The sequence below is a fragment of the Anabaena sp. 4-3 genome, assembly GCF_001597745.1.
Lineage (GTDB): Bacteria > Cyanobacteriota > Cyanobacteriia > Cyanobacteriales > Nostocaceae > Trichormus.
The window spans coordinates 76,297-100,299 of the sequence record NZ_LUHJ01000061.1; the positions used below are offsets into that span (position 1 = coordinate 76,297).

Annotated in this window: 16 protein-coding genes; 6 read left to right on the forward strand and 10 right to left on the reverse strand. The window is 41.1% G+C overall.

Features of this window, described 5'->3' with window-relative positions:
• Window positions 1–98: 98 nt before the first annotated feature.
• Complete coding sequence (locus A3775_RS24330) at window positions 99–356, forward strand: hypothetical protein (RefSeq protein ID WP_156481653.1); 258 nt, start codon at window positions 99–101, stop codon at window positions 354–356.
• Here A3775_RS24330 and A3775_RS15520 read toward each other — a convergent pair.
• Window positions 337–1,308, reverse strand: a complete 972-nt coding sequence (locus A3775_RS15520) for a bifunctional 2-polyprenyl-6-hydroxyphenol methylase/3-demethylubiquinol 3-O-methyltransferase UbiG (protein WP_066374820.1) — start codon at window positions 1,306–1,308, stop codon at window positions 337–339. The two genes, A3775_RS24330 and A3775_RS15520, sit on opposite strands and share 20 nt — an antisense overlap.
• A 1,135-nt stretch (window positions 1,309–2,443) precedes the next feature.
• Here A3775_RS15520 and dpdE point away from each other — a divergent pair.
• Together dpdE and A3775_RS15530 are read left to right on the forward strand one after the other, a co-directional pair.
• Window positions 2,444–5,770 carry a protein DpdE gene (gene dpdE, locus A3775_RS15525; RefSeq protein ID WP_066425750.1) on the forward strand — a complete coding sequence of 1,109 codons (3,327 nt, stop codon included), beginning with the start codon at window positions 2,444–2,446 and terminating at the stop codon, window positions 5,768–5,770.
• A gap of 387 nt (window positions 5,771–6,157) precedes the next feature.
• Complete coding sequence (locus tag A3775_RS15530; RefSeq protein ID WP_066425751.1) at window positions 6,158–7,108, forward strand: RpoD/SigA family RNA polymerase sigma factor; 951 nt, start codon at window positions 6,158–6,160, stop codon at window positions 7,106–7,108.
• Window positions 7,109–7,160: 52 nt separating this feature from the next.
• Here the strand turns inward: A3775_RS15530 and A3775_RS15535 are convergent, their stop codons facing one another.
• Together A3775_RS15535 and A3775_RS15540 are read right to left on the reverse strand one after the other, a co-directional pair.
• The gene (locus tag A3775_RS15535) at window positions 7,161–7,505 is read right to left on the reverse strand and encodes a helix-turn-helix domain-containing protein (protein WP_066374827.1); all 345 of its coding nucleotides are present in this window, start codon (window positions 7,503–7,505) and stop codon (window positions 7,161–7,163) included.
• Window positions 7,506–7,710: 205 nt separating this feature from the next.
• Window positions 7,711–8,205 (reverse strand): tellurite resistance TerB family protein, encoded by a 495-nt coding sequence (locus tag A3775_RS15540; RefSeq protein ID WP_066374833.1) that lies wholly within the window; start codon window positions 8,203–8,205, stop codon window positions 7,711–7,713.
• A 1,591-nt stretch (window positions 8,206–9,796) separates the two neighbouring features.
• Here A3775_RS15540 and A3775_RS15545 point away from each other — a divergent pair.
• Both A3775_RS15545 and A3775_RS15550 read left to right on the forward strand, forming a co-directional pair.
• A complete protein-coding gene (locus A3775_RS15545; RefSeq protein ID WP_066374837.1) occupies window positions 9,797–10,894 on the forward strand; it encodes a mechanosensitive ion channel family protein in 1,098 nt (365 codons plus the stop codon).
• A gap of 5 nt (window positions 10,895–10,899) precedes the next feature.
• A complete protein-coding gene (locus A3775_RS15550; protein ID WP_066425919.1) occupies window positions 10,900–12,030 on the forward strand; it encodes a mechanosensitive ion channel family protein in 1,131 nt (376 codons plus the stop codon).
• A 180-nt stretch (window positions 12,031–12,210) separates the two neighbouring features.
• On the opposite strand, the gene hisD is transcribed toward A3775_RS15550, so the two are convergent.
• Window positions 12,211–13,491, reverse strand: coding sequence for a histidinol dehydrogenase (gene hisD, locus A3775_RS15555; protein WP_066425753.1), 1,281 nt, complete (start codon window positions 13,489–13,491; stop codon window positions 12,211–12,213).
• Window positions 13,492–13,835: 344 nt separating this feature from the next.
• Here hisD and A3775_RS15560 point away from each other — a divergent pair, with 344 nt between their 5' ends.
• Window positions 13,836–15,161: a DUF58 domain-containing protein gene (locus A3775_RS15560; protein WP_066425755.1), complete on the forward strand. Its 1,326-nt coding sequence runs from the start codon at window positions 13,836–13,838 to the stop codon at window positions 15,159–15,161.
• A 149-nt stretch (window positions 15,162–15,310) separates the two neighbouring features.
• Here the strand turns inward: A3775_RS15560 and A3775_RS15565 are convergent, their stop codons facing one another.
• From A3775_RS15565 to A3775_RS15590, 6 genes are all read right to left on the reverse strand, one after another.
• Window positions 15,311–16,630: a DUF2254 domain-containing protein gene (locus A3775_RS15565; RefSeq protein WP_066425756.1), complete on the reverse strand. Its 1,320-nt coding sequence runs from the start codon at window positions 16,628–16,630 to the stop codon at window positions 15,311–15,313.
• A 5-nt stretch (window positions 16,631–16,635) separates the two neighbouring features.
• The gene (locus tag A3775_RS15570) at window positions 16,636–17,628 is read right to left on the reverse strand and encodes a mechanosensitive ion channel family protein (RefSeq protein WP_066374848.1); all 993 of its coding nucleotides are present in this window, start codon (window positions 17,626–17,628) and stop codon (window positions 16,636–16,638) included.
• 188 nt (window positions 17,629–17,816) lie between these two features.
• Window positions 17,817–18,851 carry an L-histidine N(alpha)-methyltransferase gene (gene egtD, locus A3775_RS15575; protein ID WP_066374850.1) on the reverse strand — a complete coding sequence of 345 codons (1,035 nt, stop codon included), beginning with the start codon at window positions 18,849–18,851 and terminating at the stop codon, window positions 17,817–17,819.
• A gap of 162 nt (window positions 18,852–19,013) precedes the next feature.
• On the reverse strand, window positions 19,014–20,294 hold the full coding sequence (gene egtB / locus A3775_RS15580; RefSeq protein ID WP_066425757.1) for an ergothioneine biosynthesis protein EgtB: 1,281 nt from the start codon (window positions 20,292–20,294) through the stop codon (window positions 19,014–19,016).
• A complete protein-coding gene (egtC, locus tag A3775_RS15585) occupies window positions 20,269–21,057 on the reverse strand; it encodes an ergothioneine biosynthesis protein EgtC (protein ID WP_066374852.1) in 789 nt (262 codons plus the stop codon). The genes egtB and egtC overlap by 26 nt, the downstream gene beginning before the upstream one ends.
• 242 nt (window positions 21,058–21,299) lie before the next feature.
• The gene (locus A3775_RS15590; RefSeq protein ID WP_066374854.1) at window positions 21,300–23,519 is read right to left on the reverse strand and encodes a CHASE3 domain-containing protein; all 2,220 of its coding nucleotides are present in this window, start codon (window positions 23,517–23,519) and stop codon (window positions 21,300–21,302) included.
• Between the last annotated feature and the right edge of the window lie 484 nt (window positions 23,520–24,003).

Below are 24,003 nucleotides of genomic sequence, written 5' to 3' on the forward strand. Positions count from 1 at the left end.
ACATTGATTAATCATTTTTTAACGGTTACTTTAAGAGGATGTCTAAAAAGTCAAAGAGTCTACGTAAGGTTATTTTGTTAGTATAAGAATACTTAAGTATGCCAGATGCGAGAGCATACCTGTTCGCGCAACGTCGCGTCAGACAAGTCAACGCTTCTCTTATCCTGACCTACGGGACGCTGACTTTCCTGCTAACGCGAATGAAAGGCTGTACATTTCATTGGCGTAGCGTCCCGCTTATGGATATTAATCAAGCCTTTAGAGATATTGCGCCTGCAACATCTCTAAAGAGCTATGAAATTAATCAAACTTACTACTTTTTACCCAGTCTAAAAATTAAGTTTTGCGGAACATAATTGCCATCTCTGTGTGCAAACTTAACCAATAGCCAAAAATAGCGTAGTAAATAAATTTACGGGAGGACAAAGCTTTTTTTAATTGGATTGGTTGAAACACTACATTGATAGTACCATCCAAGAGGCGTTGATACTCATTCCAAGCACGAGTATTTAACCCAAACCAAGGTGTATCATGAAAAGCTCGGTCAAAAAAATCTACAGGTTTCCATCCCTGATTCATTCCCAGAGATTCTAGTACACTGCGAGTATAAATATGCAGGTGATAAGGAACATGAACTGAGTTATAAAAATCAGATATGTGAGGCTGAGAAAGGTCTATATTAGCTGCATTTGGTGTGCCAATCAAAATATAACCACCAGGCGCGAGTAAGGAATCTAATTCAGATAATAAAGCACTTGGTTCTTCAACGTGTTCAATAACGTCTTGAAGCAATATGTAATCAAATGGGCCTTTTTCCAGAATTTTAGCATCGCCAAAATTTTCCTTTGGCGCATAAGGATCGTAACCATAACAATTGGTAAAATTCTGTTGTTGTAGATACCTGACAAACAAACCAGTACCACAGCCATAATCAAGAAATGAATGGTGTTGAGAAAACCCATGCTGAGATAGCTGTTGGCGTAGGTTTTTATATAAAATTTTTAAAGTCCATGTCATTACAGCTTGAGTAAAAGGATATTTTGCATAGTAATGACTAAGCTCGACTACATCTAAACAATGAATAGACTGACACTGCGGACACCGCCAAACTGGGAATTTTTCATGGTGAAAAGCTCTAACATTGCAGAAAAAAGTTGTAAATGCTGACTCATCTGTTTCATCTACACAATAATCACAAATTGAGCATTTAATTCGTTTCTGCTGATTGTTGTTTGTATCTAATGAAGAGTCATTACGTGGATTTAGCAGAGAAAGATTGGAATAATCACCAATCAGATTTTTAATCATTTAATTTGCAGAACTAAAATTTTCTCTAGTATAGGTTAAATGAAAAAATGCTAAATTAAGAAATATAAATTAAAATTCATATACAAATTATGATTTTTTGCCAATTGTAAGAACACATACATTTTTTTGGCTAATTTAATTTAAAATCTTCTCAGATATGAAAAATTAATTTTTTATTATTAAACGCAGAAAATATAATAAAAGTCAGGAAAAATTTTTGTTAGCTGGCATGTGTGCATAAGTAGAGACTAAGAGAATTACAGATAAAAAAACATCCAAAATGTAGGGTGTGTCAGTACGAGTAACCCTAGCTATACCAAGAAACTATTCATTCTGACGCACCTTACTAACAGTCAATTTGGATAGTTTATTGTTTGGTGTTGACAAATATTCTCTAAAACCTGTAGTTAGAGGGTTAACATCTAGTCAGTGTTTGACTAACAAAAGCTAACAGATGCTCACCAGCAACTCAGAGATTAGCCTGACATCGGTGCGCGAAAACCAACAAACGTGAGACAGCACCAAGTCACGTCGCTGCGCTCCGAATTCAAAATACCCTGCGGGTAGGCTTACGCCAGCGTAGCAAAGGCTGCGCCTACAAAATTCAAAATTCTTGCATTAAATACCTTTGTTCATTGAGGAGTCGGATGAATCGAAAGACTCACGTCTGATTGTGAAACAGAGGCTGGGGAAGGGATTCCCGACTCGACTCCTACCAAAAACTGAATCGTGAGTCAGACGGGCAGTGAGACAACCCGTCCAGCTATATGCTGAGGTAGTGGATCTGATTATATTTGCTGACTGTGGTAAACTATAGATAAATATCTATTTAATGTTTTTGCCATTGATCCAAAATAAATTTATAACCATAATCATTTACTATTTGTTAATTAATATACCAATTTACATCTCAGGGCAATGAGACCGCTTTTACTGTGACACCAGTTTACTGTTTATATATTTACCCATTGGGTTAGGCGATGTGAGACTGGCTCTGGCCTGCAATTGCTGTTTGACCCCAGAATCTCTGCTCTTCTAGGGGGGGGAGTATGTCAACTCAATTTCCCAGATTGTCAGATATGGGTTAACAAACTCTTTGGCAAAATTTTCTTAGTGTGTATAGGGGACTGAAATTATGATTGAGGTTGGTTCATTTGTGCAGTCCCAGAATAACAATTTGGGCATCGGAAAGGTCATTGAAATATCGGGTTTTGATGTGATTGTCGAGTATTTCTGCTCAGTAGGACAATCTTCTCAAAAAACAGTACCTTTAAATTCGCTATCTCCAGTCAGGCTTGAGCATCAGACTCGATGTTATATCAAATGGACAAGTCTGGATGAATGGATAATTGGCAGAATTGCGGCTTGGGACGAAGAAATAGAGCAGTATCAAATTGATCTACCCAATAAGAGAACGATGCTAGCTAGTGAGGAGGAAATTTACGTTAGATGTAATTTACCGATCACTGATCCAACGGAAACTCTAGCAATTAAGGGACACGAAACGCCCTACTTCCATGACAGAAGATTGGCTTTAGCTAAATGCTTGATTCAGCAACGGGCTGTGAGTCAAGGGATGACAGGGCTGATGTCGGCGAATATTGAACTTTATCCGCACCAAGTTGAAGTTGTTCGGCGTGTACTGGGAGATCCAATTCAACGCTACTTGCTAGCAGACGACGTAGGATTGGGGAAAACTGTAGAAGCTGGTGTAATTCTGCGTCAATTCCTGATTGATGAACCGCAAAAAACTGCGGTGGTGGTAGTTCCACGATATTTGGTTCAACAATGGCGGACTGAGTTAGAAAACAAGTTTTACATCTCCCATTTTCCTAACCGCGTAGCTGTGGTAACGCTGGAAGATATCCATCAAATTAGGCTGAAAGTGGATATCGGCTGTGTAATTTTAGATGAAGCCCAGCAGATTGCAGCAATGGCAGTCTCTAGGGATGCAACAGTGCGCCAGCGTTTTGATGCTTGCAAAAATCTGGCTTATAAGAGCGATCGCTTACTGTTATTATCCTCTACTCCAGTTCTCCACCACGAGCGAGATTTTTTGGTAATGCTGCACTTGCTCGATCCCACAAGCTATAAACTGGATGATGTACAAGGTTTTCGCGCTAGAGTGGCAACTCGTCAGGAAATTGGTAGAGTTCTCCTGGCTTTAAAAGCAGCGACAAAGCCTACTGTTCTGAAAACCAACCTCCAACAATTACGGCATTTGTTGGCTGAGGATGAGTATTTACTGAAGCTAGTAGACGATTGGGAAAATTGTTTACAAACAAATTCCCCTGAACAAGAACAGATTGTCCGCGCCATTTGTACTCACATTCAGGATACCTATCGCCTGTCGCGGCGAATGCTTCGTAACAGTCGTGCGGCGGTGGAAGATGTGATATTTGACCGCAATATCATACCTAAAGAAGAGTATGATTTAGATGAGCGATCGCTTGATATTCACGAACTCATCGATCAATGGCGTACTGTCGCCCCCCATCAGGAGCAGTATAAACGGATTTTTCTGCTGTTATTCCGGGCTTCCGGGACTTGGTTAGGTATTTTAGAACAGGTAATTACTGCCCGTTTGAGTGGTAAAGCCGATTCTCGACTCATCCAAGAGTTTGGGACAAATGATGTGCAAATCTTAACCTCAACCGCCCAATTCCCAGAAGAAGCAGAAATTCTACAATCCATACTCAAAATTCTGCGTCAACCTCTAGAAGACGGAGAACGTAGGGAAAATTTGAAAACAGTGCTGTTAAATCAGCTAGCTGAATTCTTCAAAATCCCGCCAACTGTGCGGAAAAACCAAAATCAATTATTACTCAGGATACAGCAGAGAATCCGTAGACCTACTGCCGACGATACTCTGCCTAAAATTGTCGTATTTACCAGTTTTGTGCAAAGTTGTACAGCAATTGTGCGGTATTTGTCTGATATCTTCGGTGAAGCAACAGTAGCAAGCTATCAATTCGGAGAATCACCAGAAAAAATTCAGCAAAGCATCAGTCGGTTTCAGGATAACCCAAACTGTTGGATTTTGGTCTGCGATCGCACTGGGGAAGCAGGACTAAACCTTCAGTTTGCTGACTGTTTAATTCACTTTGACCTGCCTTGGTCGCCTAATCAATTAGAGCAAAGAATCAGCAGAATTGACCGCATTGGCAGCAAAATAGCGGCAAAATCTTCAGTTTTGATAGGCCCTTATTTGGAAGATAGCCCCCATAATGCTTGGTATCAACTCTTAAAAGATGGGTTTGGTATCTTTCAACAATCAATTGCCAGTTTACAGTTTTACGTAGACGAGAAACTTGCCGCATTAGAAACAACTTTGTTTCAATCAAGTGCGGCTGGACTTTTGGCGATGGTTGAGCCGATTCAGGCAGAAATTACCGCAGAAATCGGCAAAATTAGCGAACAGAATGTTTTAGATGAGATTGACGCTAATGATGAAGTCTCCATCCAAACTTTTGCCGACCTAGACAATTATGATGCTTGCCATCTAGAAATTAAACAAGCAATTGAAGGCTGGCTTTGTGACGTACTGGCATTTAAGCCAATCAACAACCCCAATTCCTTGGAGATGCGGCGTTATCAACCCACAACTCGGACTCTTGTGCCTATAAATGAATTAAAATCTCGTTTTGCCAATAGTTATCTAGAGCAATTTGCTACTTATAAGCGCAGGGTTGCCAACCAAAATCCTGGCATTAAACTGTTGCGAATTGGGGAACCATTGGTGGAATCAGTCTCAAACTATATGGCTTGGGATGACCGAGGTCAAGCCTTTGCCATCTGGCGCACAGATCCATCTTGGGATGCTGGGGAAGGCATGGAGTGGTTTGGTTTCCGATGCAATTATCTCATTGAGGCTAATTTAACATTTGTTCAACAGGTGTTAATAGATTACAAATTGGATAGTTCCCTAGACACAATCTTGAAGCGGCGTGTAGATGCTTTATTGCCGCCAACTGTCAAAACAATTTTTATTGATGCACGCTATGAACCAATGAGTATTGTTGAGGATGAAATCCTGTTAAATATTTTAGAACGTCCCTATCAAAATAAAACCAGTAATCACCGCCGAGATTACAATTTAGCTAAGGAACGTTTAGCAATTCTGGATAATTTTGTAGATGCGAGTAAATGGCGGAATTTATGCGAGCAAACCCGTCAAACCTCTGGGGAATTACTCACTAATCACCCTGATTTTATCGACTGGTGTCAAAAATCTACTCAGGCTGCCGAGCAGGAATTAGGTAATAGATTAGAAAAATTACACCTGCGTCTCAATCGACAACCTTGGGAGCATAAATTAGCTGAAGAATTGAACATAGAAAGTGCTTTGAAGGCAGCAATTTTAGAAGGGATTCGCCAGCCACAAATGACGCTTGATTCTGTGGGTTTTATGATTGTTTCTGGGCGAAATCCTCTACAATTGGCAGAGGAAGGAGTGGATTGATGACTGTCAAAAGTTGATTTGTGGCTGAGTAAATTGTTTGGTTGGATGCGACTGGTTTGACAGTGAGATTACCATCGAGGTTGTCTGTCAACAATTGCGCCAAAATTAACCAGTTATTTGGGGAGATTCGCCTGTGTCTCCCCTTTGCAGCGACTTCAGGCGTAGGCTGGTGGGAATTCCTGTTGGTAGACAGGGGGGTGTCCCCTTGTCTCGGTAGCTGCGATGACGGCAACGCAACAATCATAGCTAATTATTGGAAATTCACACTATAATAGGTTGTTCCATGGGTTGACATTGTGCAACTAACAAACAAAATTAGGAAAATTTTGGGAACTATTTGATTTATACTTTTAATTCCGTCTAATTATGGAGAAGTGATACAGTTGTATGTCTAGCCTGAGTTCTGACATGGTTCGCGTTTATTTGCAAGAAATTGGTCAGTTTCCATTATTAACATCAGACCAAGAAATAACTTATGGCAGGCAAGTACAACAAATGATTGCCATTGAGCAAGAGAAAGACAAGCTCAGTCAAGAATTGCAACGGGAACCAACATTAGCAGAATTAGCTAATTTCGTCAATAAAAGTGAAACAGAAGTAACTCAAATACTTCGGTTTGGGCAACGAGCAAAGCAAAAGATGGTGACAGCAAACCTACGATTAGTGGTTTCGATCGCTAAAAAATATCAGCGTCATAATCTGGAGTTTTTGGATTTGGTTCAAGAGGGGGCAATCGGTTTACAACGAGGTATAGAAAAGTTTGACCCCAATCGGGGCTATAAGTTATCAACATACATATATTGGTGGATTAGTCAAGCAATCACCAGGGCGATCGCAGAAAAATCCCGCACGGTGAGGCTACCAATACATGTCAATGAGAAACTCAATCAAATTAAGAAGGTACAGCGAGAATTGTTTCAAACCCTCGGTCGCCGTGCTACTCTCACTGAGATTGCTCAAAAATTAGACTTAGAACCTAGCCAAATTCGAGAATATCTGAGTGCTGCTAGTGGGACAGTTTCTTTAGATTTAAAGGTGGGGGATAACCAAGATACAGAATTGAGTGAACTCCTCAGTGATGAAAGCACCTCACCTAATGACCAAATCACTCAAGAACTGCTGCGCCAAGACTTAGATAATTTGTTAGCATCACTCAAACCCATGCAGCGTGAAGTCTTAATTTTGCGCTTTGGATTGTTAGATGATCAAGAACGCAGTTTAGCCGAGATTGGGCAGAAGCTCAATGTCAGTCGGGAGCGAGTCCGCCAAATCCAGCAGCAAGCCTTGAATGTTCTGCGTCGTCAGCAGCCAGAAATTGGACAGTATCTATCTTCTTGAGAGCGTCCATTCAATGCTCTGCATCGTCACGCGATGCAGGGTTAACTCATTTTCAATATTGACACTCCTCAGCCGTCATGCTGAGGAAAAAAGATTTAAAAGCATCTGATAGGTGTTTCAATGCGTATTGGGGGGCGCATTTGGAAACTTCATAATACCAAGGATGGGTAGATTTAATTGATGCTACTAACCATTTATGTAAATCTATGGCTGTGGGGAATTTGATTTTGTCTTGGTAGGGGCGAACGGCCGTTCGCCCGTACTTGTTATGTTGGAGTAGTTGCTGACACAATGCTAAACCTTGATTCCAAGCGTGTCTGGCTACTCCGGCGTGTTGTGCTAGTAGTAGTCTTTGTTTTCGCTTGAGTTTTAGTTGTGTCTTAAATCCTAGTAGCATGATGCTATTTTACCAGCCAAAGCTCGATATCATCACCACAAACATCAGTTGTTTCACCCGGATTAAATGTGAGTATTTGTGAGGAATAGTTAGCAAATCACTAACTAGCTACTATCCCTACCGTAGTTGCACTGCTGAGGCAGTGCTTTCGGTCGCCAGACTTATAGCAACTGCCGTGCAATACTTGCGCTAAACGCTAAATTAGTTAGTCTGCTGTGTCTTCTTCCTCATCTAAATATTCTTCATCGCCTTCTTGGAATGCAGCCACTACTTCTTGGATGATTTCTTGGGCTTCGTCATCCGTGAGTTTTAAGGCTTCTTGGAGTTGTTTGAGGTAAGGTTGCTTGTCTGGGGGAATTGCTAGTTCTTCTGGATCTAAGAGTACCACTACACCAGCCGCGAAACCATCCCAAGTCATGTCTTCGGAGAGGGCTTGAGTGGCTGTATTTAACAAAGCCCCTACACCTTCATTTTGTGCAACGGCGATCAGATCATCAACCATGTCGATGATGTCATCTTCTGTATATTCGGCAAAAACTTCAAATTCCCAGAGAATACCGGCTAAACCTTCTGCATCGACTTCATCAATTCCAGAATCACTAATTGCACTCACAACCCCAATAGCCGCTACTGCTTCCTCGGAACTCAAGGGTTCTTCTAGGGTTTGTGTTGATGTAAAAACCTGCTCATAATTAGACATAATTGCTTCCTTTTGCGACAACATACACAAAGGCTCAATCAGCGATCGCACAAAAAACCTTTGGGTTATTTCACTATGGTATTTGTACGCTCTTAGCAAATCATTACTACCATACCCTTGAGGTTTTATTCTCTAGCAGGTGAATTATTTTCTGAAATATTTATTTATCTGCTAAAAGTCTGAAACTTGTGAGTTAAGTAAAAATTAAGTTAACCTTAAATTTTTTCGTACCTTCTCACCTGTTCATCTTACCTAAATCAGATGCGATCGCTTCCGCATTTGTCTATGGTAAGTCAAGTCCTGACTACCAGCTACAAATAATATACCCCTTGCCTCAGTTCTGTGGTTCTGCGATTTCATCTCAAAAACCTTAATCCCCAAATTATTTATCAGGAACGTATTATTTATTTACATTTATATCTATTTGTATACCTTTTGTTAATTGTCACTCAGTCATTATGAGCGGAAAAATACGGTTATATGTGAAAATCAACCACAAATATCACCGTATTTATATTGAAACAATTGACGGATTAGGGCTTGATTATCTGAAAAACAGCCTCAATCTGATACTGATTCAAGTGATTATGCTAGAGATAAAATATAGTAATGTAGCAAGCATAACATTTTTGATAAAATTATTAGTTTAGGATGATTGATTTTATTTAATTAGGTAAGATTGCTGACTAAAATTTCCCCAATATTTTTTAGCCAGTTTTGTTTATTTGGTTTAATATAGAATCACAGTAGTTCACAAAAACGACATCATAATAATTGGCTAAGAAATGCTAGCTACCTGGTTGATGCTGCTGACATCTACAGCAGTTGAGGGTTAGTAGCATAGATAAAGCTTTGGTGAAAAGCTAGTCAAAAACAAGACGTGTAATTCATCACTGCCATTTAGCCACTTACCTCAACAGAGTTGGGGGACGTTTACCAATAAAGAAGAATGGGCTACGCCCAGAGTTTGCTAACAGCAGCCAGAAGTCATATTGACATCTGTGTTACTGAGAGTTCGTTATAGGTATATGTTCCCATCAAATCTAAGATTTGATGATCTATCTAACGAGAATTACTGCCCAAATAGGGTTGTATAGGTTCTCTTTGCGACAAAACTTTTGAATTTTGTTCAAAAGTAGCATTTATATTTCAGGTCAATCGGTGATTTAGATTGTCTGAGGTGAGTTGTATCTAGACTAATCTCACACTAGCAGCTTTATCAGTGTAATGACCTAATTATCTTTAATTCATCCAATATTTTGGGTGACAAGTTGTTTTTGCGGCATTTCTTAACGGAAATGCACAGTTTCACCTTTCCCAATTTAACTGGTTCACTGCTCACACACTATCATTTGGCTCAAGATTATGAATGATTTTGAATTTATATCTACTATCTGTATCCTGGCTGTAGTCTACCTTTCCAGCGTTTATTTGTGGCTGTCGCTTTCTCAGCACTTAAATGAATGAACTGACTGGTGTACAATGCACTATGAATCATGATTAGGTCTCTAATTATTAGAGATCCTTTTTCATGTTATGGCAAATCATATAATATTTGCCAAATAGTAAGTTGTGCAATGAAACAAGATAAATGCTGACTTCTTTATCAGAGATTCTGACAAGTGGAGAAATACAAATTGGTTTACTCGGTCTAGTAGTAGGATTTTGTATATTCTTAGTTGGTCGTTCATTTATTGACCAAATCACAACAGTTTGGCAGAATTTATCTAATTTACAGCTTAGTGATCCATATCAAAAATTAATCAAACCAAATGAAGGCTTAATAACTGTTGTTAGTATAATTGGGATTATCGAGACTATTACAGTGGTATTTCCCAAAAATCAGTGGACAAATTCCTGTGAAATTATCACTAGCTTAATATTAGCGATCGCCAGCAGTTGGTTAGCATCACAAATATTTAAAAACTTCTTTGACTTCTACTTATTAAACGCCGCCTTCAAGAGTGGACAAAAAATCAGCAGCGAGTTACTAATTCTCTTCAAATGGTTAGCTAACCTGATTATTGTCTTTTTAGCCATTCTCATCTACGCCCAAACCCATCAAATTAATGTTTTAGGCTTACTAGCTAGTTTAGGAATAGGTGGTTTAGCAGTCGCATTCGCCGCCCAAAAAACATTAGAACAAGTCTTAGGGGGAATAGTTCTCTATCTTGATAGACCATTTGTGATTGATGACTATATCGGTTTACCTGATGGAACATTTGGCAGAGTAGAATCTATTGGCTTAAGGTCTACCCGCATTAGAACCTCTGGTAAAGGAACATTAGTCATAGTTCCCAACAGTTCCCTGACACAAGTGAATATTGAAAACTTCACAGGCGCGAAGAAAGTCATGTCTATTCTATACTTAAAATTCTTTCGCGTGATTAGCAGTGAAGAAAGAGCCTTAATTCGTCAGGTAATTCTCGACAGTACCAATGATATATTTGGCATAGACTCCCGCAATACAGAAGTTAGTTTTAAAAATATTAATCACTTAGTAGATGCAGAAATAACCCAAGCACAAGTAGCTTTCTTTATTTTAGGTTCGGGAGATGTCTCAATGGAATTGCGTCGTCAACTGCTAGACTTAGCGACTCAAAGCATTACACAATATTTAAAAGAATATGGTATTGCCTTTGAGATAGAAGAACCAACGATTTATGTTGACTCACCAATTACAATTTAGAAATGATGACAGCACTTTCCAACCTGATTCTGAAATTTCTGCAACGTGACACTACAATATATGCTCTAACTAAATTTGGCATATTTTTCTTTTTTATTTTCTTATCCTGGTTAGTAGGACGCTATACTCCCAGCTTCGTGCGAATTGTCATTCAGCGTTTTGCACCGCAGCAAGTTGCGAGTATTTACAACAACTTAATTGAACCAATTAGAAGCTTATTTAAAATAGCTGGGACATTAATCCTGATTTCCTTATCATTATCATGGATTGAAGAATATACATCATTTTACAAATTTTTTGCCCCCCTAGTAGATTTAGCTGTTATTATTAGTCTAGCGTGGCTAGCATCACGCTTATTCCGTCAATTTATTCGTGTGTATGGCATCGAATTAGTCAGGAAGTTTGGCAGAGAAGTAGATGAATTACTGTTAGTATTTGAGACATTAGCTAACGTCATCATTGGATTTATTGCGGTTTTAGCATTTGCTCAAAGCCAACAGTTTAATTTAATTGGGTTATTAACTGGTTTAGGAATTGGGGGTTTAGCTGTGGCTTTTGCAGCGCAGAAAACCCTTGAGCAATTACTAGGGACAATTGTATTATATTTAGATAGACCGTTTATTCCTGGTGAGTATATTCGGTTGCAGAAATCTGGACAAATTCCCGAAGGTTTGTTTGGCAGAGTCGAATCAATTGGTATTCGTTCTACTAAAATTCGTACAGCCGCCAAAAGTACCTTGTTTATTATTCCAAATTCTATCTTGGCGAATTTAGAGATAGAAAATATTACTCGCGGTAAGAAAGTCATGGTTTTACTTTACCTTGATTTCTTACATTTTTTAGCAGAGAAAGAACAAGCTTTAGTACAGCAAGTAATTGTTGAAAGTACCAATTCTTTGTTTGGTATTGATCCTGGAAGCACGAGTATTACTTTTTTAAATCACCGTTCACCCAAAGAGACAACCCGTACCAGAGTCACATTTTTTATTTTAGGTTCGAGTGATAACTCATTACAATTGCGTAAGCGTCTGTTAGAGTTAGCGAATGAAAAAATTTCTAAAAAGTTAAACAATCATGGTATTGAGTTTACCATGCAAGAACCAACTATTTATGTAGAGTCACCTGTGACTATTTGAGGGATGGGAATGGGGACTGGGGACTGGGGACTGGGGACTGGGTATTGGGGACTGGGGACTGGGGACTGGGGACTGGGGACTGGGGACTGGGTATTGGGGACTGGGTATTGGGGACTGGGTATTGGGGACTGGGTAAAAGTTTTTCTTCCTCCGCTTCCCTGCTTCCCTACTCCCCGAAACTTACTGCAAACGCACAGCCACACTACCAGCGTGGGCGGGTAAACCTTCGGCTTGGGCGAGGGTGACTGCTGCTTGACCTATTTCTTGTAATGCGGCTTGATTACATTCTAAATAGGTGATACGCTTGAGAAAATCGTAAACGCTTAAACCAGAGGCAAAGCGGGCAGAACGGGCTGTAGGTAGGACATGATTAGGGCCGCCTAAATAATCGCCGATGGCTTCTGGGGTGTAGCGTCCTAAAAACATACTGCCAGCGCATTTAATTTGACTAGCTAGTAATTGGGGATTGTCTACACACAATTCTACGTGTTCGGGAGCTAGTCGATTGAGCAGAGGTATGCTGTCTGCTAAGTCATCGACAATAATAATTGCCCCATGCTTTTCCCAACTGGTGCTGGCTGCTTCTTTTGTTGATAGCTGGGGTAGCACTTGTGCAATGGCTGTGATGACTTGTTGAGCAAAAGTTTCCGAGTCGGTGATTAAAATAGACTGTGCGCTAGGATCATGTTCGGCTTGGGAAAGTAAATCCCAGGCTATCCATTCAGGGTTATTTTGAGCATCAGCTACTACTAAAATTTCCGACGGCCCGGCGATGCTGTCAATACCCACAGTGCCGAATACTTGACGCTTGGCTTCAGCAACGTAAGCATTACCGGGGCCGACAATTTTATCTACTGGGGTGATGGTTTGTGTACCGTAGGCGAGGGCGGCTATTGCTTGCGCTCCGCCAATGCTATATATTTCTGTTACCCCTGCAACTTGTGCAGCTGCTAAGACGACGGGATTGATTTCACCGCGAGGCATGGGTACAGCCATGACAATGCGTTCCACTCCGGCGATTTTAGCAGGTAGGGCATTCATCAGTACAGAACTGGGATAACTGGCGCGTCCACCGGGGACGTAAATCCCGACTTGAGTTAGGGAAACCCAATTTAAACCGAGTTTAACGCCTACGGTGTCGGTGTAACCTATGTCTTGGGGTAGTTGCTTTTGGTGGAAAGAACTGATACGTGCAGCAGCTATTTCTAGGGCTGCTTTGACATCAGCCGGACATTTGGCTGCTTGTTCGGCAATAAAGCTAGCATCTAAACGTAAAGTTTCCGGGTGGAAATGGTCAAAGCGACTGGTGTATTCCTTGACTGCGACATCACCACGGGCTTTGACATCGGCGAGGATATCTCTTACTGTACCACTAACATCAACCGTTGCTTCTCGGCGATCGCTCACCAAGGTTTGGAATTTCACGGCAAAATCTTTGTCGGTTGTTTTCAGGAGTTGCATGGACAGTATCTCTAAGCGAATGCAGGTTTACAGTCAGGATATTATTTAGTGTAGAACGCTAGGCACTCAATTGTATCAGGACTTAAGCAACTAGCAGATTAATCTGATGAATCTCACAGTCTGATAGTATTTCATCTGCGTTCATCTGCGTTTATCTGCGTTTAATTAATTATTTTAAATTCTTTTTAGGGTGTAAGTTAAAATCATGATGACTTAGCTTTTCTTGAAAAAGCTGTTTCTCTTCAGGAGTTAACTTTACAACAATTTCCACAAGGGATTCAACAAGTTGGACATTCATAATTTCACGCCAATCACAGATATAATCGAGTTTTACAAAAAAATCTATGGTTGCTGCTAAACGAGTTTACTTATTGTTACTTTTGGGTTTAGCGATCGCTCCCCTATTATCCTTCATTATCTCTATCCCCGCTAGCATCGTTATCACTCTCATCTTTGATATCGCTGTCTTAGCTTTGATGGTTGTCGATGGTTGGCGTGTCAAGTCTCTACGGGTAGAAATCACCCGCCAATTACCAGCACGTTTTTCTATTGGGCGGGATAATCCAGTAATATTGACAATCACATCACCGAAATCTAACGCTGTAATTCAAATCCGCGATTATTACCCGGCTGATTTTACAGCATCAACATCTATATTAAATACCACAGTCGCCGCCAACACCAGCCAAGAATTAACTTACACCGTTCACCCCACCCAGCGCGGTGAATTTGCTTGGGGTAATATTCAAGTGCGACAATTAAGCCCCTGGGGTTTGGCTTGGGATGATTGGCAAATTCGCCACGGTACTACAGTGAAAGTTTATCCTGATTTAATCGGCTTGCGATCGCTCTCCATTCGCTTGACATTACAATCATCTGGTGCTATGCGCCAAACTAAACGATTAGGGATGGGTACGGAATTCGCCGAACTGCGGAACTATCGCACAGGTGATGATTTGCGCTTGATTGATTGGAAAGCTACAGCCCGGCGGGTGGGAACGCATGGAAATACACCGCCTTTGGTGCGGGTGCTAGAACCAGAACAAGAACAAACGCTGTTAATTTTACTCGACCGGGGGCGGTTGATGACAGCGAGAGTTGAGAATTTACAACGCTTTGATTGGGGTTTGAATGCAACCTTATCTCTCGCCTTAGCGGGATTACACCGAGGCGATCGCGTGGGTGTAGGTGTATTTGATAACCAAATGCACATTTGGCTACCACCAGAACGGGGACAAAATCATTTAAATCAAATCATCGACCGTTTAACCCCCATTCAACCAGTATTATTAGAATCAGATTACCTGGGGGCTGTGACTCATGTAGTACAGAAACAAACTCGGCGTTCTTTGGTGGTAATTATTACAGACTTAGTAGATGTCACCGCTTCTACTGAACTGCTGGCGGCGTTGACTCGGTTAGCACCACGTTATCTACCGTTTTGCGTCACCTTGAGAGACCCAAAAGTGGATGATTTAGCTCATACTTTTACTGATGATATCACTCAAGCTTACAGTCGCGCAGTAGCTTTAGATTTATTAGCACAGCGTCAGGTGGCGTTTGCTCAGTTAAAACAAAAGGGTGTTTTGGTGTTGGATGCGCCAGCTAATCAAATTAGTGATCAATTGGTGGAACGATATCTGCAACTTAAAGCCCGGAATCAACTATAAAACCCTACAAGTCTAAAATGTTGTTGGGAAAGCAAATGTAGAGACGTTGCATGCAACGTCTCTACAACTTCCAGCCACAAAATTTTTTCCTTTTCCCTCTCCTTGTAGGAGAGGGTGAGGGAGAGGTAGGAGGATAACAACATTTTTGTTCAAACAACCTCTAAAGCAGCAATGACGTTGTGATATCTTTGTTGTAAGTCTTGGCGGTCTTGTGGTTCTGGTAATCCTTCCTGTGCGCCCCGTGCTATCATGTCGGCGTGACGGCGGAGGACGGTTAAGTATTCGGGGTTGATGGTATAGTCGGCAATATGAGCGATCGCTTCTAATAAACGAATCGAGACTGAGGCATCAGAACGGGAGTATTGACGAATCGGATTGAAGGCTGCATCAACTATACTCTCAAAAGTGACAGGTTCGGCGATGATTCTTAATTGGCGATCGCGATCGTAACGGTAAGGTGAAGGAAATTTCCTCTGGACTAAATAACAAAATCCCGCGCCTAGTCTGTCAATGCACCTGATAGCAGTGAAGGGATCATTAATCCCAGGAGACAACGCACGTACAGCAATTTCCACTAATTGATTCACAGGAAACTCTACATCTTGGTGTTCAGTACGTTCCCGATTGAGAATAAAAGCCTTGTTAATTTCTTTGCTCAGTTTGTGATTGACTCGTTTACTAGGATAAGCCATCAGTAAAATACTATCTTCAATGACAAACTTTCCGGGTCGGGTTTTAATATATAGCAATAAATTGTGTTTACAGGCAATTTTCATTAATTTTTCGGCATCAATGGCTTGTAGATAACCGTTGCGGCTAGCAGCAATCGGAGAAGATTGGTTAGCAAAATTCTCTGGTAGTGATTCTCTGTGTTCTTCCTCTGGCGGTGGACTTATACCGATTCTTTCAGGAAACAAACGATCAATAGCTTGATGAAAATCCTGACTGACACTTTTAATCACATAAGACGCTTGAATAATTGTTGAGGCGTGATGGATAAAATAAATTAACACCCCAATACTCAGAACCGCCAGCACGATGCTAAACGTCACTGACAAATGCGGTACAAAGGGGTTGTAATCTTCTCCGTAAATAGTTCTCAGTACAAGTAAGCAGTAAATAAAAGTTGCAATAAATGTACCCAGAACTATTTGATTACCAGTGTCCTGCATAAAATTACGCAGTAATCGCGGGCCAAAATTAGCGGCTGCTAGTTGCAGTGCGACAATGGTAATGGAGAAAGCGGTAGCCGCCACACTCACCATTGAACCAGCAATGGCTGATAACACTTCACGCGCACCATCGGGGCCACCTGTATAAATTAAACTCCAATCTTCAAAGCCGACGGTGCGATCAAGGGTGAGCATAGTAAAAGCTAGGGCGATCGCCGCTACCACCATCAATCCCGGCAAAAACCAGTAACTAGAGTGGAGTGCATCCCAAAATTGGCGCAAACGAATGTTGTTCATGACTCTTAAGAGGTTGTTTGAGAGTCTGTCTTACCATTACCTGCCTCAGCCAGTCGTCGCAGAGAACCGCTAATACTGCGAGGTTTGGGGACTTCTTTATTACCAGCAGGCCAACCTTCACGTTGACGGGAGCGATCGCCATCTGTTTCTTCGGTTTGGTCGTGGAATAAAATTTGTCTGGTAGGATAAGGTAAATCAATCCCATGTTCTACATATAGTTTTTGCTTGATTGCAGAGATGACGCGATCGCGTGAATCTAGTGCATCGGCTCTAAAAGGTGGTTTAATCCACCATCTCACCCGAATATTTACCGTACTTTCCGCCAGTTCCATCACCAACACATCCGGCGCAGGCTCTTTGAGTACCACATCTAAACTATGTATAGCTTCTAGCATTAATTGTTTTGTCTGGTCTAAATCATCACCATAACCCACACCGACATCATATTCTAATCGCCGATTTTCAAAAGCAGTATTCACAGTCACCGAATTAGTAAATAACTCAGAATTAGGAATCACAATCCGGCGACCATCATAGGTTCTAATAGTAGTAGCCCTAGTTTCAATATTTTCTACAGTCCCCTCAAAACCTTTAAAAACAATTTGGTCATCAATTTGAAAAGGTTCTGTTAATAAAATTAAAATACCTGCTAAAAAGTTTTGCAAAATATCCCGAAAAGCAAAACCAATTGCTACCCCACTAATTCCTAACAACTGCACTAAATCCCCGGCTCTCAGCGTAGGAATCACAATTGATAGCGAGACAAATAACCCAACTAAAACTGTAGTACCTTGTGCCAATCTCCCCAGCACCATCCCCAGATTCCGCGCGTAACGGCGGTGACGAGTTAAGCGTTTAACGATGCGTTTGAGTTGTCTGCCGACAAAGACAAATACTGCAAACACAATCAACGCCAAAAAGATATTTGGTAACAAAGCAATAAAGCCATTAATCATATTCTGCACCTGATCTAACAGTGCAGAGATTTCTGTATTCATCTTGAGAAATTGCCCTCACTCATCAGACGTTGCTGATGATACTGAAAATTTCCCCAGCTAAAATCTGTCTATGGTTTGTATGCTGGTTTTCTACAAGACAGATTTTCGACTCGTAAAAGTTCTACTCCCCTGTTCCCTCATCTCCCTGTAGGGGTTTAGCAATGCTAAACCCCTACTCCCTGAAAAATCTATCTTTGCAGTTGACACAATAATAAACCAAACCACTGATTGGAATCAGTCCAGGTTTGGATAGTGACTAAACCCTGGGTGGCGAGTTGCTGTTGGATGATGTCAAGATCAAATTTGCGCGAGATTTCGGTGTGAATGGTTTCACCTGCGGCAAAGTTGACGCTGAGATTGAGAGATTTTAATTGTACAGTTTGCGATCGCTTACTTTTTAAGTGCATCTCAATCTGACGCTCACTCTCGTTATAAAACGCCCAATGTTCAAACTCTGTCTTGTCAAAATCCCCGTCAAAACGCCGATTCAAATGCTCTAACATATTCAGGTTAAAGGCTGCCGTCACTCCTTGACTATCATCATAAGCTGGCTCTAAAATCTGTTTAGGCTTGTGTAAATCTATGCCTAACAAGAAATACTCACCCACCTGCAAAGCATTGGTAATCTGAGAAAAGAAAATTTCACACTCTTGGCGGTTGAGATTTCCTAAAGAACTACCAATAAAACCAATCATCCGAGTCGGTGAGTGAGTGGGTGGCAGTTGTGCTAAGGCTAATTCATAAGTGCCGGCAAGGGCGTAAACTTGCAGTTGAGGATAATCTTGTAGTAACTGTCTCGCGCTACTTTCCAACATTCCGGCACTCACATCTATCGGGAGATAACGCAGAGGATAGCCTAACTCTTGATAAGCATCCAATAAAATGCGGGTTTTGGTAGAACTCCCACTACCCAGTTCGACTAATTCACAAGCCCCGGTAATTTTGGCAATTTCTCCAGCGCACTCTTGCAAAATTGCCGTTTCTGTGCGTGTGAGGTAATATTCTGGTAACTCACAAATTTGCTCAAATAGCTCAGAACCACGGTCATCATAAAAATAATAAGCTGGTAAAGATTTAGGGCTTTGAGTTAATCCCTTCACCACATCACTGCCAGGGGCAGATGCAACCATGCGTGTGGCTGCAAACAAACGCTGTATCTGCAAACGTTCATCAATACTTTTGAGAAACGTATCCTTGCTATTGACAGCTTCAGATATTGACATTTAACCTCCGCATCGGTTCGATCATCAATGTTGTTTGCGCGTAAAACCTTACTCTAGCCAGTGGAACACAAAGCCAAGTTTGATAAAAACAACCCTGAGCTAGATGAATCTCATCTCAAAGCTGTATTTAGCGATTTTCCCATGAAAACAGCACTCTTCTGATTACTCAGCACTAGCCGCACAACGGAAACCAGCGAAAATCTGCCGCACTCCCGGATGATACCAGTTGCGGAAACTAGCACGCAGTACCCACGGGCGACTAGCCCAACTACCACCTTTTAAAACTCGGTGTTGATTGTCAAAATAAGTTTGTGAGTAACCTGTGTATGGGAAACTTTCAAAACCTGCATAGCCAGCAAACCAAGAACCTGTCCATTCCCAAACATTGCCCAATGTATCATACAAACCATAGGCACTTTGTCCCATCGGGTATGCGTTGACTGGGGTTGTCTGGGCAATGTTGTCAGAGTAGAGGCGATCGCCTCCTAGCCCATCGCAATTACAATATTTAGATGATGGCATTTCTTCACCCCAAGGATAGGTACGGCGACAATTAGCTTGTGCATCCCAACTAGCGGCTTTTTCCCACTCCGCTTCTGTAGGTAGACGTTTTCCCACAAACCGTGAGTATGCTTCTGCCTCGTACCAACTCACACCATACACGGGATGATGATCTAAACTGGCTGCTGTCTGCCAATAAAGTGGTTGTTTCCCCTGCTCATTTTGTAGCCATTGCCACCCTGCCACTGACCACCACTGAGGATTTTCATAGCCTCCAGCCTCCATAAATAGGCGATACTGCCCACAAGTTACCGGATAACGGTCAATCCAGTAAGTATCTAAATAAACTTGGTGTGCAGGGCGTTCATTATCCAGTGCATCTATTGAGTTACTTCCTAACTCAAATTCCCCGGCGGCAATTTCAATCATCTCAGTCACACCCAACTGCTGACTAGAGACTGTAAACTGTTGGTTAAATAATTGAGACTGTTGAATCTTACCTAATTGCAACACCATGCGGATAATTTCACAGTGTTGACTTTCATGTTGAATCAAAAACCGCCACAGACGTTGTTGTGGTTCAATATCTGCATCTGCCAAAAATTGCCAAACTTGATTTCTGATTTTTTCTAGATAATCGAGAGTTTCCTCTAACTGAGGGAGGTAGACACGCTGCGATTTTGGTAAACCATCGGCTGCATATAGCTTATGGTATTGGGGAAATAAACATGGTAAACCGGCAATGTGTTCTAGCACCCATAAAGATTCTATATAGGCAATATGTCCCAAATGCCAACCTACAGGACTAAAATCAGGATGCGGTTGATTGCAGAATGTCGCTGCATCCATCCCCGCAAATATTGTTAAAGTTTGGCGGCGGCACTCCTCTAAAGCATCAGCAATCGATGCTTTCACACTAGATTTTGTCAATTTGGATATCACAGTTTTCTCCCACACTGATAATGCTATTTTCTGGGCAAGCAGTCCAATTACCTTTAAATAATGGTTCAGAAGCAATCATCACAGAGTTAGGATAATTTAAGTCATCTCTGAGCCAGTACAATGACGGTGCTGGTGTCGAAGTGGCAAACCGAGAAGCTATCAGGCGATTGCCGTCACTCCAGACTATATTGACTAAAGCTTTGACTTGATAGCGTTTTGCCATCTCCTCAAGTGTTAAAATAGTTCTACGTAAGGCATACTCTGGTGGTCGATGTTGGTTGAGTTGGATGTGTGAAAGCAACAATGCAAAGATGTGTTCTGAATCTGTGCTACCGTTGATGTGTTCGTAAACATCCGACGTGAGAGTGCTGCGAATTTTGCGGTATAAAGTTTTGCGAAAATTTTCTATGTAGCCATTGTGAATAAATAGGTGCTGTTGATGGCTAAATGGTTGACAATTGGCGAAATCTAAAGCTTGTCCTGGTGTTGCGCTGCGAACATAAGCTAGCACACACTTAGATTCAATATAACGGCTGAGATTTGGTAAATTGACATCATTCCAAATAGGTAACGTATTTCTGTAGGTAAAGGGTGCAGTATCTTTGTGAGTGTGATACCAACCCACACCAAAGCCATCTGCATTCACTACCCCAGAAATCATTTCCCGTGGTTGGTAACTTTGTATGATTAAAGAATGTTCGGGTTTATACAAAAGTTGTTCTAGAGCAATCGGTGAACCGAGGTAAGCAAGTAGACGGCACATAATGAAAAATTCTGCTCACAATTGCTCTATAGAATAAGCTTTATTACGGTTAATTGCCAAAAATTTCGAGTAATTTGTCTAAATTTCTCTGGATTGAGTCGAGATAAAGTTTGGTAAAAGGGAACAGGGAACAGGGAATAGGGAATGGGGAATGGGGAATAGGGAACTAACGGACGAACTGTTAAGAGTTGCCCGTTAAGAGTTCCCTCTCCCGTTGGCGCAGCCTCTCGTAGAGAAGGGAGTTAAATACTGTTAGCCACCGCTTCAGAGCTATGAGAAATTTTTAAATGTTTAATGGCTGCAACTAACTCTTGCGGATCTACGGGTTTAGCAATATGCTGATTAAAGCCAGCTTGCAGTGCTTGGTTATGGTCACTCATGCGACTGTAAGCGGTTAAGGCGATCGCCGGAATGTGACTTTCCTCGCTACTATCTAAGGTTCTAATCTTGCGGATGAGGGTGTAACCGTCCATTTGTGGCATGCCAATATCACTGACTAAAATATTGGGTTTAAAGCTGGGTATTTGTTCTACCGCTTCTTTGCCACTAGCAACGGCCAGAACTTCGGCTTGATACTGCGCTAAAATCACTTCTAATAATTCTCTTGTATCTGGGTCATCATCTACCACGAGAATCCGCGTATTTTCCAAAGATAAGTCATCCGTTGTGGATGATTGATTGCCATTAGGTGTTTCGTTGCTGGTGTTGAATTTCTCATCTGCCAGCATTGGTAGTTGGATAGTAAAGGTTGCTCCTTGCCCTTCACCCAAGCTGTGTGCGAAGATTTTACCATTGTGCATGTCTATGAGTTGGCGAGCGATCGCTAATCCTAATCCTAACCCGCCACTCTCCCGCGTAATCGAGCTATCCGCCTGACGAAAAATATCAAATATATGAGGTAAAAAGTCGGGCTTAATACCCTTACCTGTATCACTTACTTTAATTTGAGCATATTTATTTTCCCTCTCTAAAGTTACCGTGATTTGTCCACCCTCTGGGGTGAACTTGATAGCATTCGAGAGTAAATTGTTAATAACTTGTTCTAATCGTTCTGAGTCACCGATAACTAAGCCTAAATCACAGGCAATATTCCTATGGATTTGAATTTGTTTATCTGCGGCTGTTGGCTGAATTGCTGTGACTGCCTTTGTTACTATATATGCCAAATCCAGAGAACGCTTATTTAAGCGGATTTTACCACGCATCAGGCGCGAAACATTCAGCAGATCATCAATCAATTGAATCTGCACTTTCGCATTACGTTCAATTGTTTCTAACCCCATTGCTGTTTTGTTTGAGTCAAATCTGCGGCTTTTTAGCAGGTTTGCCCAACCGAGAATAGAAGTTAGTGGTGTACGTAGTTCATGGGAAATAATCGCCAAAAATTCATCTTTGAATTTGTTGGCTTGAAATAAATTTTGTTTTTGCTGTTTTAGCTCTTGTTCTGCTGCTTTGAGATCATTAATATCAGTAATCGTAGCAATCCATTCCACAACTTGCCCTTGCGAGTTCTTCACAGGTACTACATGGCTCAAATGCCAACGGTATAAATCATCAGCATGGCGTAAGCGAAACTCCCAAGTATAAGCTTGCTCAGATTGCAGCAGTTTTGCCCACTGAGCTTGATAATTTGCCAGATTATCAGGATGTACCACAGCACCCCATCCCATTGCTCTGAATGCTTCCAGAGTCATACCAGTGTAGTCTAACCAACGCTGATTAGTAAATTTTATCTCACCATTGGGACTGACAACTAAAATAATTTGGTGTATGGAATTGGCGAGTAGCCTATACTGTTGTTCTCTTTCGCGTAGGTTGATTTCTAACTGCTGACGATAGGTAACATCCTGATTCAATTGATAAATTACTGCCGCAAATAAAAGAGCTAGTAGCAGGTTGGAGGCGACTAACAAATTAGCTTGGTTAGCATTATCCCGTTCTACCTGTGAGCGTTGGTTAAGAAGGTATAATTGTTCCTGTTCCAATTCGGCAATAATATTCCGAATCTTCTGCATTAGTTGCTTACCCTCGTGAGTTTTCACCAGTTGCAACGCCGCAGCCGATTGATTCCTTTGGGATAAATCAATGGTTTGTTTGATTTGTGCTAGTTTGGCAGCAATTACAGGTTCTAATGCTAATAAATATTCTTCTTGTTTAGATTTACCTTTTGTAGCAAGTTTGAGTCTTTGTAAATTTGAGTCGATTTGAGCGATCGCACTGTGATAAGGTTGCAGATAAATGGCATCTCCAGTTAATAGATAACCCCTTTGTCCAGTTTCTGCATCTTTAAGTTGGGATGTTAATTTTTCAATATCCCGGATTACCTCGTAGGTATCTTGTACGTTATTAGTTGCAGAACGTAGGGTAATTAATTTTCCGTAGGAAAACAAACTTAAGCTAATTAAAGCCGATAATACAGCCCCTAATCCTACAGTTGTTTTTTTATCTATTGACCATTTCATAGAAAATACGTCAACTCAAATATTCCAACAGATGAAATCGGCATAGGATGTCTAAAAAATATTTTTCTTCCCTACATTCTATGCTAAACTATTAATTAAAATGCTAATATAAGAGGCTGTTTGTCAACTCTGCTCAAGTGAAAATTTGAGACGTTGCAATTCGGTTCAACATTCAGCAAAGCATCCCTAGATCAATAATCTATTCGCTGATTTCAGTTAAAACTTGATCATCCTGGCTTAAGCGAAGGTATGGGTTCCACTTAGCAAAAATGCCTCCAAAAATTCCCAGGATTGATAATACCTGAAAATCCGCTTGCTTGTGTGCGAGGAATAAAATCATCAGCAATTAAAGACTTATCATGAAAGCAGCAGGGGTTCCGATGGTCAGAGGATTAGGATATTTACAGTTTATTGGGATAAATTGGGGAATTATCACTAATTAGCTGCATTTTATATAACATCAACTTTGGCTGGCTAACTCTTA